The 12,863-nt window shown below is 66.1% G+C and carries 11 protein-coding genes; 8 read left to right on the top strand and 3 right to left on the bottom strand.

What is annotated here, in order from left to right:
* Positions 1–131: 131 nt before the first annotated feature.
* From ACYQ8L_RS07550 to ACYQ8L_RS07515, 8 genes are all read left to right on the top strand, one after another.
* Positions 132–1,646, top strand: coding sequence for a long-chain-fatty-acid--CoA ligase (locus ACYQ8L_RS07550; RefSeq protein WP_459941176.1), 1,515 nt, complete (start codon positions 132–134; stop codon positions 1,644–1,646).
* A gap of 72 nt (positions 1,647–1,718) precedes the next feature.
* Positions 1,719–2,918, top strand: coding sequence for a thiolase family protein (locus ACYQ8L_RS07545; protein WP_459941175.1), 1,200 nt, complete (start codon positions 1,719–1,721; stop codon positions 2,916–2,918).
* 40 nt (positions 2,919–2,958) lie between these two features.
* Positions 2,959–4,722 (top strand): indolepyruvate ferredoxin oxidoreductase subunit alpha, encoded by a 1,764-nt coding sequence (gene iorA, locus ACYQ8L_RS07540; RefSeq protein WP_459941174.1) that lies wholly within the window; start codon positions 2,959–2,961, stop codon positions 4,720–4,722.
* A gap of 28 nt (positions 4,723–4,750) precedes the next feature.
* Complete coding sequence (locus ACYQ8L_RS07535) at positions 4,751–5,329, top strand: indolepyruvate oxidoreductase subunit beta (protein ID WP_459941173.1); 579 nt, start codon at positions 4,751–4,753, stop codon at positions 5,327–5,329.
* A 238-nt stretch (positions 5,330–5,567) separates the two neighbouring features.
* Positions 5,568–6,623 (top strand): TRAP transporter substrate-binding protein, encoded by a 1,056-nt coding sequence (locus ACYQ8L_RS07530; protein WP_459941172.1) that lies wholly within the window; start codon positions 5,568–5,570, stop codon positions 6,621–6,623.
* Positions 6,624–6,700: 77 nt separating this feature from the next.
* The gene (locus ACYQ8L_RS07525) at positions 6,701–7,225 is read left to right on the top strand and encodes a TRAP transporter small permease (protein WP_459941171.1); all 525 of its coding nucleotides are present in this window, start codon (positions 6,701–6,703) and stop codon (positions 7,223–7,225) included.
* A gap of 24 nt (positions 7,226–7,249) precedes the next feature.
* Positions 7,250–8,563, top strand: coding sequence for a TRAP transporter large permease (locus ACYQ8L_RS07520; protein ID WP_459941170.1), 1,314 nt, complete (start codon positions 7,250–7,252; stop codon positions 8,561–8,563).
* Positions 8,564–8,575: 12 nt separating this feature from the next.
* Positions 8,576–9,469 carry a universal stress protein gene (locus tag ACYQ8L_RS07515; RefSeq protein ID WP_459941169.1) on the top strand — a complete coding sequence of 298 codons (894 nt, stop codon included), beginning with the start codon at positions 8,576–8,578 and terminating at the stop codon, positions 9,467–9,469.
* Positions 9,470–9,804: 335 nt separating this feature from the next.
* Here ACYQ8L_RS07515 and ACYQ8L_RS07510 read toward each other — a convergent pair whose 3' ends face one another.
* Genes ACYQ8L_RS07510 through ACYQ8L_RS07500 form a run of 3 tightly spaced genes read right to left on the bottom strand, consistent with a single transcriptional unit; the run spans position 9,805 to position 12,854 of the window.
* A complete protein-coding gene (locus tag ACYQ8L_RS07510) occupies positions 9,805–11,001 on the bottom strand; it encodes an MFS transporter (RefSeq protein WP_459941168.1) in 1,197 nt (398 codons plus the stop codon).
* 54 nt (positions 11,002–11,055) lie between these two features.
* Positions 11,056–12,360, bottom strand: a complete 1,305-nt coding sequence (locus tag ACYQ8L_RS07505) for a TRAP transporter large permease (protein ID WP_459941167.1) — start codon at positions 12,358–12,360, stop codon at positions 11,056–11,058.
* The gene (locus ACYQ8L_RS07500) at positions 12,357–12,854 is read right to left on the bottom strand and encodes a TRAP transporter small permease (RefSeq protein WP_459941166.1); all 498 of its coding nucleotides are present in this window, start codon (positions 12,852–12,854) and stop codon (positions 12,357–12,359) included. The genes ACYQ8L_RS07505 and ACYQ8L_RS07500 overlap by 4 nt, the downstream gene beginning before the upstream one ends.
* Positions 12,855–12,863 lie beyond the last annotated feature (9 nt).

Raw genomic sequence — 12,863 nt, 5'->3', positions numbered from 1 at the left:
CCGGGGCGGGCCGGGCCGACCGGGCCGGTTCCGCGGTGGAAAACGGCCGAGGACGTGTGAAACTTTACCGGCCGGAGTCGGGAGCCCCGGCCCGGTCCGGTGCCCTGACACGCGACGTAGGAGCGGACACCATGAACATCGCTGACACCCTGGACCGCAACAACATTTTCTTCCCGGAGCGCGAGGCGATCGTGTGCGGCGATCGCTCATGGACCTATGGACAGTTCTGGGCCGACGCGAACCGGATGGCGAACGCCCTCCAGGGGTTGGGGGTGGAGCAGGGGGACAAGGTGTGCCTGTTCCTCACCAACTGCCCCGAGTTCATCATCGCCTACTACGCCTGCCAGAAGGTGGGGGCCGTGGCCGTGTCCATCTCGAGCATGTGCAAGGCCGACGAGGTCGAGTACATGGTGAACGACTCCGAGGGCGTGGTGCTCATCACCGAGGAAGCCCTCATGGAGCACGTGCCGGCCCGGGACAGGATCCCGAACCTGCGCACGGTGGTTTCGATCGACGGGGAGTCCGGGGACCGGAAGTGGTCGGACCTGCTCGAGGCGGCGTCCCCCGAGTTCCGCACGGTGTACACCGACCGCCACGAGGGGGCGGCCATCATCTACACCTCGGGCACCACCGGCAAGCCGAAGGGGGTGGTGCTCACCCACGGGAACGTGGTCTCCAACACGAACGCCGCCAAGTACATGTGCCAGATGCGCCCCGACGACCGGGCCATCTGCTTCCTGCCGATCTACCACTCCTTCGCCCAGAACTTCATCTTCAACTCGGTGATCCAGGCCGCGTGCACCCTGGTGCTGCACAAGAAGTTCGACCTGGACCGGGTGATCGAAAGCCTTCGGAAGGACCGGATCACCCGGTGGTACGCCGTGCCGGCCATCTACATCATGGTCCTGAACGACCCGCGCTCGGCCGAGGCCATGAAGACGGTGCGGTACTGCTTCTCGGCGGCCTCGTCCATGCCCGGCGAGGTGGCCCGGCAGTGGAAGGAGAAGTTCGGCCTCGTGATCCACGAGGGGTACGGGCTCACCGAGACCACACCGTTCTCCACCTACAACCACGAGTTCCGCCACAAGGAGGGGTCGGTGGGCACGGCCGTCATGGACGTGGAGATCCGGATCGCCGACGCCGACGGCAACGAGGTGCCCCGCGGGGAGTTGGGCGAGATCTGGATCAAGGGGCCCAACGTGATGAAGGAGTACTACCGGAAACCCGAGGAGACCGCCGAGACCATCGTGAACGGGTGGCTGCGTTCGGGGGACATCGGGTACATGGACGACGAGGGGTACGTGTTCATCGTGGACCGCCTCAAGGACATGATCAACTCGGCCGGGCTCAAGATCTGGCCGCGGGAGGTGGAGGAGGTGATCTACAAACACCCCAATGTGCGAGAGTGCGCCGTGATCGGGGTGCCCCACGAGGTGTTCGGCGAGACCGTGAAGGCGGTGATCGCCCTCAAGGAGCCCGGCCGCACCACGGCCGAGGAGATCATCGAGCTCGTCAAGAAGCACCTGGCCGACTACAAAGCCCCGCGGATCGTGGAGTTCCTGGACGAGCTGCCCAAGAACCCCACCGGAAAGATCCTGAAGCGGGAGCTCAAGGAGCGCGAGAAAAAGCTCCGGGGCGGCGCGTAAACGCGAGCCCCCGTGCGATCGAAGACCGGTGACCGACGACCGCTGACCGACGTTTCGAGGGAGGAGGAGACGATGTTCACCAAGGCCTACATTCCGTTCCGCGGGTACTACTCGAGCCCCTTTTCGAAGTGGCAGGGGACCCTCTCGACCGAGCACTCGCTCGTGCTCGGGGCGCAGACGGCCAGCCGCTGGTTCGGCCAGAAGGGGTGGGACCCGAAGCAGTTCGACTACCTGTATCTCGGGTACACGATCCACCAGAAGCAGGCCTTCTACGGCGCTCCCTGGGTGGCCGGCATGATCGGGGCCGAGGAGACCCCAGGCTGCAATGTGAGCCAGGCCTGCTCCACCTCCACCACCTGTCTCTACTACGCCGCCACGGGGCTCGAGTCGGGGGCCATGGGCCACGTGCTCACCCTCATGACCGACCGGTGCTCCAACGGGCCCCACATCCTGTGGCCGAACCCCCTGGGTCCCGGCGGCCAGATGATCGCCGAGGACTGGGTCATGGAGAACTTTAACCGCGACCCCTTCGCCAAGAACGCCATGATCCAGACGGCCGAGAACGTGGCCAAGGCCATCGGCGTCACCAAGGAGGAGTGCGACGATCTCGCCGCGCTGCGGTACGAGCAGTACACCAGGGCCCTGGAGAATGACCGGGCGTTCCAGAAGCGCTACATGTTCCCGGTGGAGGTCCGGGTCAGCAAAAAGAAGACCCTGACCCTCGAGGCCGACGAGGGCATCATCCCCACGAGCCGCGAGGCTCTGGCCAAGCTGCCCCCGGTGCTGGAGGGCGGGGTCCACTCCTTCGGGGCCCAGACCCACCCGGCCGACGGGAACTGCGCCATCGTTGTGACCACCCGCGACCGGGCCCGGGAGCTCTCGGCCGACCCCGGGGTGGAGATCCAGATCCTCTCCTACGGGTTCGCCCGGGTGAAGAAAGGGTTCATGCCCATGGCCCCGGTGCCGGCGGCCCGCATGGCACTGGAGAAGGCGGGGATCACCATCGATCAGGTGGGGGCGATCAAGACCCACAACCCGTTCGTGGTGAACGACATCTACTTCGCCCGGGAGTTCGGGATCGACCCGGCCAAGGCCAACAACTACGGAAGCCCCCTCATCTTCGGCCATCCCCAGGGCCCCACGGCCGGCCGCTGCATCATCGAAATGATCGAGGAGTTGGTGGAGAAGGGCGGGGGCTACGGGCTCTTCACCGGGTGCGCGGCCGGGGACACCGGCGCCGCCCTGGTGGTCAAGGTGGATGCCACATCCTAATCGGTGCCCGAAGGGGCCCCCAACGCCTGAAGGAGTTGCCATGAAAGAGGTCCTGTCCGGAAACGAAGCGATCGCCCGGGGCGCCTGGGAGGCCGGGGTGCGTTACGCCGCGGCCTATCCCGGAACCCCTTCGACCGAGATCCTGGAGACCATCGGGAGCCGGTACAAGCCGGACATCTACAGCCAGTGGTCCCCCAACGAGAAAACGGCCCTGGAGACGGCCGTGGGGGCCTCGATGGCCGGGGTGCGGGCTTTGGCGGCCATGAAGCACGTGGGCGTCAACGTGGCGGCCGACCCCCTGTTCACGGCCTCGTACACCGGGGTGCGGGGCGGGCTCGTTCTCGTGTGCGCCGACGACCCCAATCTCCACTCCAGCCAGAACGAGCAGGACAACCGCAACTACGCCAAGTTCGCGAAGATCCCGCTGGTCGAGCCCTCCGACTCCCACGAGGCCAAGGAGTTCCTCAAGATCGCCTTCGAGATCTCGGAGGAGTTCGACACCCCGGTGCTGTTTCGCTCCACGACCAGGATCTCCCACTCCAAATCCATCGTGGAGTTGGGCGACCGGGCCGAGCGGCCGGCTCCGGACCACCTGGAGCGGGACATCAAGAAGTTCGTGATGCTCCCGGCCTTCGCCCGGCCCAAGCACCCCCAGATCGAGGAGCGGCTCCGGAAGCTCCGGGCCTACGGCGCCTCGAGCCCGCTCAACCGGATCGAGTGGGGGGACCGGTCGGTGGGGATCATCGCCTCGGGCATCGCCTACCAGTACGCCAAGGAGGCGATGCCGAACGCGAGCTTCCTCAAGCTGGGCCTCACCTACCCGATTCCTGACGACCTGGTGAGGGAATTCGCTTCCAAGGTGGACCAGGTGGTCGTGGTGGAGGAGCTCGACCCGTTTCTCGAGGAGCAGGTGCGGCTCCTGGGGATCGAGGTGGCCCACGGCAAGGACTGGTTCCCCATCGTGGGGGAACTCACCCCCGATTTCGTGGCCGAGAAGCTCACGGGTCGGGCCGCCGAGCGCCAGCCCGCGGCCCAGGGGCTTCCGGTGCGGCCGCCCGTGCTGTGCCCCGGCTGCTCCCACCGGGGGGTGTTCACGGTGCTCCGGAAGCTCAAGGTGTTCGTGTCGGGCGACATCGGCTGTTACACCCTGGGAGCGTTGCCGCCGTTCGACGCCATGCACGCCTGCCTGTGCATGGGCGGGTCCATCACCATGGCCCACGGCATCTCCAAGGCCATGGGGGAGGTGACCGACCGCAAGGACAAGACCGTGGCCGTGATCGGCGACTCCACCTTCTTCCACTCGGGGGTCACCGGGCTCATGGACATGATCTGGAACGGCGGCCATTCGGTGGTTCTGATCCAGGACAACCGGATCACGGCCATGACCGGGGGCCAGGTCACCCCGGGGATCGGGAAAACCCTGATGGGCGACGACGCCCCGGCCATCGAGATGGAGAAGCTCGTGCTGGCCCTGGGGGTGAAGCCCGAGAACGTGCGAGTGGTGAGCGCGTACGACCTGAAGGAGGTCGAGACCGTCCTGAAGGAGGAGCTCGACAAGCCCGAGCCCTCCGTGGTGATCACCAAGGACCCCTGTGTGCTCCAGTACAGGGTCCAGAACACCCCCATGGAGGTGGACCCCGAGGCCTGCACCGCCTGCGGCGTGTGCCTCAAAACGAGCTGCATCGCGCTTGGTATGGTGGGCGAGGGCGACGCCAAGCACGCCCAGATCGACCCCAACTTCTGTACCGGGTGCACCGTGTGCGCCCAGGTCTGCAAGTTCGACGCCATTCGGCCCCAGGCGTGAGGGCCGCCATCCTGACCGGAGGATCCAGATGAAGACGGTGAACCTGTTGTTGAGCGGGGTCGGCGGCCAGGGCGTGATCCTGGCGAGCGCGGTCCTTTCCAAGGCGGCCCTGCTCCAGGGGCTGGACATCAAGCAGAGCGAGGTCCACGGCATGAGCCAGCGGGGCGGGAGCGTGGTGAGCCACGTGCGCATCGGGGAGAAGGTGCACTCGCCCCTGGTGGCCGAGGGCGGCTGCGACATCCTCCTGGGGTTCGAGCCCCTGGAGGCCCTGCGGTTCGCCCACTGGGTGCGCCGCGACGGCACCATCGTGTACACCCCGGACCGGGTGAACCCCTCCACCGTATCGGCGGGGCTCGCGGAGTACCCCGACGACGTGGAGGAGCGGCTCAAGGCCTACCCCGTGAAACTCGTGCGGGTGGAGAGCGCGGCGCTCGCCGAGAAGGCCGGGAACCGCAAGGCCGCCAACGTGGTCCTGGTGGGGGCGGCCTCCCGGTTCCTGGATTTTCCCGAGGAGGTCTGGCGCAAGGCGGTGGAGGAGAGCGTGCCGCCCAAGGTGCGTGAGGTGAACCTCGAGGCGTTCCGGCTGGGACGCGAAGCCGGGGCCTGATCGTCTGAGTGGGCGGGGAGGGGCGCGGGTGGCCGCGCCCCTCTTTTTGGTCGCGGGGGTATGGTAGATCGGTGTTTGGCTGCGTACCGGCTGAACCCCGTTTTGTCCAAGCGAACGCCATTTTCCTTCTTGATCCCCAATCGAACGCATGGTAGGTTATCAACCGCGTTTGATTGGAGGGCCCCACAAGGGGCAGGCAAGCGGCGGTTTACCCCCACCCCAGGAAAGGAGAGGAAGCATGCGACACTGGAAGCACCTGACGGCGTTGGTCGTGGCGGTCGGCGTGGCCCTGAGTCTCGGGGTCGGCATGGCGGCCAAGAAAAAGAACCCGCTGGAGGCGTGGAAGCCCAAGTTCGACCCCTCGGGCGCCAAGTACGTGATGAAGGTGTCCAACGTGTCTCACCCGGTGATCGAGGGGATCGCGGTGGGGTACCGGATCCGCGACGAACTCTGGAAGCGCACCAACGGCCAGATCTATTTCGACTACTATCCGCTTTCCCAGCTCGGCGGCGAGGTGGAGGTCTTGAACCAGCTCGTCATGGGAGCGGTGCAGGGGATGCTGTGCTCCTCGGTGGCGGTGACGAACATCGCCCCCCGGATGGGGCTGGTGAACCTGCCGTTCCTGGTCAACTCCTTCGACAAGCTGGACAAGTTTGTGGAGAACAAGGAGCTTTTCGACCACTTCCTCGCCGGCGCCGAGGAAAAGGGCGTGATGGGGGTGGACATCACGGGTTACGGGAACTACGGCTGGGCCACCACCAAGCCCGTCCGCACCTACGAGGACGCCAAACCCCTGAAGTTCCGGATCGCGGAGGCGGCGGTGAACCAAAGCCTCTACAAGGCGTGGGGCCTGAACGCCGTGGTCATGCCTTGGCCCGACGTGCACATCGCGCTCAAGCAGGGCGTGATCGACGCGCTTGACCATACCCCCATGGTGTGCAACATCACCAAGAAGTTTGAGGTGGCCAAGTACTTCACCCAGATCAACTACGCCCAGGGCCTCTTCATCCACCTGATCAACAAGGCCTGGTTCCAGAGCCTGCCCAAGGATCTCCAGAAGACCCTCCTCGACGTGATCCACGAGGAGTGCGCCAAGACCCGCGTGCTCACCCGGCAGCAGGAGGAGCGGGAGATCGAGAAGGCCAAGGCCAACGGGATCCAGTTCTTCACGCTGCCCGAGGCCGACATGAAGATGCTCCGCCAGAAGGGCGACGTGGTCCACCAGGAGTGGGCGGACCGGATCGGGCCCGATTACCTGAAGAAGGTCCAGGACTTCATGGGCTACAAGCTGTAGGGTCATCCAGGGCCGGGGGCGTTCCCGAGTATGACCGGGGCCCCCGGCCCGTTTTGTTTCCTGCGGGAGGAGCCTCCATGGTTCGGAAGGTGCTGTACGGGATCGACCGGGTCCTGACGTTTTTCGAGGAGTGGACCCTGTTTCTCACGGTGATGGCCGCCCTTGTGGCACTGTTTGTGAGCGTGGTCACGCGTTACACCATCACCTACACCATGACCTGGCCCGAGGAACTGGTGCGGGAGGTCATCATGTACACCACGTTCATCGGGTCGGCCGCCGCCGTGAAAAACCGGGCCCTGATCCGGATCGACGCGGTCCCGAACCTCTTTCCCTGGATCCGAAAGCCCCTCGACTTTCTGAACCACGCCGCCGTGCTCGTTTTCGGGGTGTTCATGACCTACTACGGCTGGAAGCTCGTGAAGCTCCAGTACGTGACCAAGCAGACCACGATCATCCTGAAGATCCCCCAGTATTTGCTGTATCTTATGCTGCCGGCCATGGGGATCTTGATGCTCCTGCGGCTTGCCCACGTGCTCTACGAGGATATCACGGGCCGGCCCGTGGCGGGCGGCGACTCCGAATCCGAAGCGGCGGCCGAGTAGGGCGCGGGAGAGCGGACCATGGAAATGGACAACACTATCTACTACGTGCTGCTTCTTTTGCTTGGGGGCCTCGCCGCAACGATCCCGGTGTACATGTGCCTCTTCTTCACAGGGGTGGTGGGCATGGCGTTTTTCGCCATGACGGCGATGCCGTTCGACACCCAGTCGATGCTCTTGGCCCAGGCGTTTTACCGGAGCATGGACAAGTTCGCCTTGGTCGTGGTGCTCTTCTTCATTCTGTGCGGGAACATCATGACCTCGGGGTCCATCGTGGACAAGCTGATCAAGACGGCCAAGGCCGTGGTGGGCTTTTTCCCCGGCGGCCTCGGCATGGCCGGAGTCGTGGCCTGCGGCATGTTCGGGGCGATCTCGGGTTCCACCGTGGCCACCGTGGTGGCCATCGGCGGGTTCATGATCCCGGCGCTCATTGCCGAGGGGTACGACGAGAAGTATACCGTGGGGGTCATGACCTCGGCGCCGATCCTCGGGATCATCATCCCGCCCTCGATCTCGATGATCCTCTATTCGATGATCACCAACGACTCCCTGGCCGCGCTTTTCATGACCGGATTCGTGCCGGGGTTCCTGATTACCCTGGCCCTATGCTTGTACACGTACTACGTGTGCAAGCGCGACGGGTTCAAGATGCAAAAGCCCCCGCCGCTGCGGGAGTTCCTGGCCGTCATCAAGGAGAGTTTCTGGGCCCTGATGCTCCCGGTGATCATCTTCGGCGGAATCTTCTCGGGCATGTTCACCGCCAACGAGGCCGCCGTGGTGGCCTGTGTATACGCCTTCATCGTGGAGATCTTCATCCACAAGGACATGGGGTTCGCGGAGGTAAAAAAGGTCGTCGTCTCTTCGGCCGTGACCTCGGCCACCCTGCTCGTCATCGTGGCCGGGGCCACGGTGTTCGGCAAGTACCTCACCGTGGAGCGCCTGCCCCAGATCATCACCGAGGCGGTCACCGCGAACATCACGAACAAGTGGGTGTTCCTCGCGGTCGTGAACGTGTTCCTGCTGATCGTCGGCATGTTCATGGACATCATCTCGGCCACGCTGATCCTGACCCCGATCTTCCTGCCCATGCTCTACCAGTTCGGGATCAACAGCCTCCACTTTGGTCTCCTGATGACCGTGAACCTGGGCATCGGGTACATCACCCCGCCCATGGGGGTGAGCCTCTACATCACCGGGGCGGTGGCCAAGAAGGATCTGATCTACGTGACCCGGGCCGTGATGCCGTTCATTTTGCTGCAACTCCTCGTGCTCGCGATTCTCACTTACATCCCGGATCTCGTTCTGTTCCTCCCCAAGATCTTCTACCCGCAGAGCTTCTAGGAGGGTGACGCCATGGCGATCCCGACGCTCGTGTGCACGGACGGGTCGGAGCCCAGCGCCCGGACCCTCGACTACGTGATCCGGCTCGGAAAGCGGATTCCCCTGAAGCTCACCCTAGCCCACGCGGTGGACCTAAAAAAGCTCGAGTACCGAATGATCGCGGACATGTATCTCGACCTCATCCGCGAGAACGCGAAAAAGGTCGGGGCCGAGATCCTGGAGCGGGAGGCGGCGCGGGTGCGGGAGGCGGGCCTGGAGGTCGAGACCCGGCTTCTCGACGGCGCCCCCGGGCAGGCCATCTGCGACGCAGCCAGGGAACTGGGCGCCGCCCTGATCGTGATAGGCCGCAGGGGACAGGCGGACCTGGGGGACCTCCTGTTCGGGTCCACCTCGAGCCATGTGGTCCACCACACCGACCGGCCGACGCTTGTGGTGAAACGCACCGGCCGCTTCCCCAAGGGGCCGGAGGAGGAGCGGCCGATCCGATGCCTCGTGGGGCTCGACGGCTCGGACGCCTCGGAACGGTGCATCGACGCCCTGGTGGCCATCCAGGAAGCGGCGCCCGGGATCCACGTGACCCTGATTCACGTGGTGAACCCCAAAATCCACGGACTCGATCATCTGCCGGGGAAGGCCAAGTACGAGGCCCTCACGAAGCTGTTTGCCCAGGGGGAGGAGATCCTGGAGCGGGAGGCCGAGCGCCTCCGGAAGCTCGGGTTCCAGGTGGCCACACGGGTGGAGGAGGGGACCGTGGGCCGTACCCTGTGCCGCATCTACGAGGAGGACGAGCACGAGATCGTGCTCGTGGGCCGCCGGGGCCTCAAGGAGGCGGCCGAGAAGCTCGTGGGCTCGGTGTCCCACTTCGTTATGCACCACTGCCCGGGCCACGTATTGATCGTGCCGTAGAGGTCTCCCCCCTTGCGGCGCCGGGCGGAGCCGGGGCCCCCTGGCGCCGCCCGGCGCACGATCCCCTGCGCTACTAACACCAACGAAAGTATTGTTAGATTACCGACCTTCACAAGGGAACCAGCGGGTGGGGGGCTGGTGGAGAGCCGGGCGCGGCCCCTTACGTCGCCGCGCCCTCACCCGGCTTGGATTGCTTTGGACGTTCAGGAACTTCCGCCACCGGCGTCCTGGCCTACCGGGCTGACAACGGCATGCGAAGGCGCGGCGATCGGGTGCGCACTCGCGCCCGGCCGGAGCCAGCCCCCCACCCGCGGCCGGCACTACCTTCGTAGGCCTTAGTAACGCTGCCCGGGGTCTTCCATGTGGCGCCGCAGAAGGGCCGTCATCCCGACCGCCAGGGCACAGATCCCCCCGAACACTTTCGCCACCCCATCCCACCCGGCCGCCAGGCCGACGAGCTCCCCCAGCAGGATCGGGCCCACCATTACCCCGAGGTTCCGGCCGGTCATGAGGGCGCCGAAGCCCTGGGCCGCCGGGCCGGCGCCCTTGAGCCGGGCCGGAAGGGCGAAGATGCAGGTGGGGATGATCCCCGAGGCGACGCCGTAGATCGCGAGGAGCCCGAGGCCCATCCCCGTATCCGTGGTGGCGGGCGCGGCGAACCACACCGCGGCCTGGGCGACGAGGCCGGACGTGATCAGCGCCAACAGGGGGACCCCGCGGGAGAGCAGGGCGCCGGCAAGGAGGTTGAAGGCGATGATGAGAACCGGCGGCAGGCCGTACACGAGGGCCGCCTGGCCGGCGTCGAGACCGTGGGCGTCCACGAGGAAGAGCGGCAGCCAGGTCATGAACGCGATGAACTGCAGGGCCCAAAGGAGAAAAAGGCCCGAGGCGAGGAGAAGGGGGGCCCGAACCCGAGGGGCGGTTTCCGCTGAGGTCGGAGCCGCTGGCCCCTGGGGCTCGAGCCGAAGGCGGTCCGTTTGGCCCAGCGCGAGCCCCCAGACGGCGAGCGCCGCCGTGGCCACCAGGGAGGCCCACCACAGCCGGTCCCACCGCCCCCCGGCCGCGAGCGCCCTGGCGGCAAGGCTGCTCAACACCTGCCCCGCCGGGATCCAGGTGGCCCAGAGCGCCGTGGCGAGCATCCGCCGGGCCGGCGGGGCCCCCGCGGTGGTGAGCACCCCGCCCACCACCGCCAGCACGGCGAATCCCGTGCCCTCGAGAAAGCGGCCGAGGAGCATCCACCCGGCGCTCTCGGGCCAGCCGAGACCGATCCCGGTGCCGAGGGCCAGGAGGGCGAGTGCCAGGAACACCAGGGGTGCCGGGCCCGCGCGGCGGAACCACCGGCCCACGGGCCAGGAGAACAGGATGCCCGCCAAGGCATAGACCGACATGAGGGCACCCGAAACCAGGGGTGGGTACCCGTAAGCGCGCACCAGGTCGGGCAGGGCCGGGGGTACCTTGAACTGGTGCAGCGCGGCGAGGACGCCGAGGCCCAGGCCGAAGGCGGCGGTTCCCCAGGAGGGGCGGGTCAGCATGGCGGAGCCTCCGGGGCTAAAGGGGTGTTTCGGGATCCGGAGTCCCCCGATCCGTCAACCGTACATGATCCTGGGCAGGAAGGTGATGATCTGCGGCAAGGCGATCAATGAAAGGGTGCCCAGGATGAGCGCGATCAGAAACGGCATGACCCCCTTGAAGATCAGGTGCAGGGGGATGTCCCGGGCGACCCCGTTCACCACGTAGACGTTGATCCCGACGGGCGGGGTGATGACGCCCATCTGGCCCACGAGCACGATGATCACCCCGAACCAGATGAGGTCGTAGCCGAGGTTCGTCACGATCGGGGCGAAGATCGGGATCGTCAGCATCACCAGGGCCATGGCGTCGATAAAGCACCCGGCCACGAGGTAGATCCCCACGATGGCCGCCATGATGAGCCAGCCCGGCAGATCGAGCCCGCCGACCCAAGCGGCCAGTTCGAAGGGGAGTCGGGTCACCGCGAGAAAGTGGCCGAAGATCGTGGCACCGGCGATGAGAAGGAGCACCATGGCCGAAGTGCGCACCGTCTCATACAGGGATTTCACGATTCCGGTGAGGGAAATCTGGCGGCGGACCAGGGCGAGGAGCAGGATCAGGAACGCCCCGACCGCGCCCGCCTCGGTGGGGGTGAAAAAACCCCAGAAGAGTCCCCCCATAACGAGCGCGAACACGAGCAGGGTTTCCCAGAGTTCCAGGAGCGAAAACAGCCGTTCCTTCCAAGGGAGTTTCTCTCCCGGAGGGGCGTGGTCCGGGTGGCGCTTGCAGTACACCCAGATGGCACCGAGGAACCAGAGGGTCATGTAAATCGCCGGGACTACCCCCGCCACGAACAGCGCCCCGATCGACTGCTCGGTCAGGATGCCGTAAACGATGAGAAGGACGGAGGGGGGCATGAGCATCCCGAGTCCGCCGCCGGCCGCTACGCTCCCCGAGGCGAGGGCGGGGTCGTACCCGTACCGGCGCATCTCGGGCAGGCCGACTACCGCCATGGTGGCGGCGGTGGCCGGGCTCGAACCGCACACCGTGCCGAAGGCCGTGCAGGCGGCCACGGTGGCGGCGGCGAGCCCCCCCGGGGTGGCCCCCAGCACCTTGTAGGCGCAGTCGTAGAGCCTTCGGCTGATCCCCGCGTTGAACGCGATCTGGCCCATGAGCACGAAAAGCGGGATCACGGTGAGCCCCTCGGAGGTGAACACCCCCCAGATGTCTCGGGCTGTGAGGTTCAGGGCGGCCGCCGGATTCACCATGTAGGCGAACCCGGCCACGCCGACGAGGGTCATCACGTAGGCGACGGGCATCCCCGTGAAAAAAAACGCAACCAGGATCAGGATCCCGGCCACCCCGACGGCCATGGAGCTCATGACGTCTCCTTCCCGCGGCCGCGGACCACGGTGGCCGCGCGGTCGATCACGTCCAGGGCGTAGGCAGCGGCGAACAGGCAAAAGGCCACCGCGATCAGGTAGATCACCGGGTATGTGGGCATCCGTAGCGTCATCGAGACCTCCCCGGCTTGCTTCATCGTGGTCCCGTACTCCCACATCTCATACGCGACCACGGCAAAGAGGGCTGTCCCGAGGACCCCGGTCACCAGGTCCACGGCCGCCCGAGGCCGGTCGCCAAGGCGCATCACGAGGAGTTCCACGCCCACGTGGGCCCGTTTCTGGTGGGCGTAGGGGAGCGAGAACGCCAACGTGAGGGCCGCGAGCATGCCGGTCACCTCCACGGCTCCGAGAATCGGGTGGCCGACCGCCCGGCCGATCACGTCGGCGCAGGTCAGAAGCATCATGCCCGCGAGGCAAGCGGCGCTAAGGCCGTTCGCCACCGCCGTGGCGCGGTCAAAGAGGGGAAAACGCATGATGGCCGA

Source organism: Deferrisoma palaeochoriense (genome assembly GCF_054656955.1).
Note: the sequence above shows the minus strand (reverse complement) of the source record. Positions and strands in the feature narration are given on the sequence as shown.

Coding starts and splice junctions, on each gene's coding strand:
- ACYQ8L_RS07525 (WP_459941171.1), top strand. CDS start 6,701: ATGGTTCGGAAGGTGCTGTACGGGATCGACCGGGTCCTGACGTTTTTC.
- ACYQ8L_RS07520 (WP_459941170.1), top strand. CDS start 7,250: ATGGACAACACTATCTACTACGTGCTGCTTCTTTTGCTTGGGGGCCTC.
- ACYQ8L_RS07515 (WP_459941169.1), top strand. CDS start 8,576: ATGGCGATCCCGACGCTCGTGTGCACGGACGGGTCGGAGCCCAGCGCC.
- ACYQ8L_RS07550 (WP_459941176.1), top strand. CDS start 132: ATGAACATCGCTGACACCCTGGACCGCAACAACATTTTCTTCCCGGAG.
- ACYQ8L_RS07530 (WP_459941172.1), top strand. CDS start 5,568: ATGCGACACTGGAAGCACCTGACGGCGTTGGTCGTGGCGGTCGGCGTG.
- iorA (WP_459941174.1), top strand. CDS start 2,959: ATGAAAGAGGTCCTGTCCGGAAACGAAGCGATCGCCCGGGGCGCCTGG.
- ACYQ8L_RS07535 (WP_459941173.1), top strand. CDS start 4,751: ATGAAGACGGTGAACCTGTTGTTGAGCGGGGTCGGCGGCCAGGGCGTG.
- ACYQ8L_RS07500 (WP_459941166.1), bottom strand. CDS start 12,854: ATGCGTTTTCCCCTCTTTGACCGCGCCACGGCGGTGGCGAACGGCCTT.
- ACYQ8L_RS07510 (WP_459941168.1), bottom strand. CDS start 11,001: ATGCTGACCCGCCCCTCCTGGGGAACCGCCGCCTTCGGCCTGGGCCTC.
- ACYQ8L_RS07505 (WP_459941167.1), bottom strand. CDS start 12,360: ATGAGCTCCATGGCCGTCGGGGTGGCCGGGATCCTGATCCTGGTTGCG.
- ACYQ8L_RS07545 (WP_459941175.1), top strand. CDS start 1,719: ATGTTCACCAAGGCCTACATTCCGTTCCGCGGGTACTACTCGAGCCCC.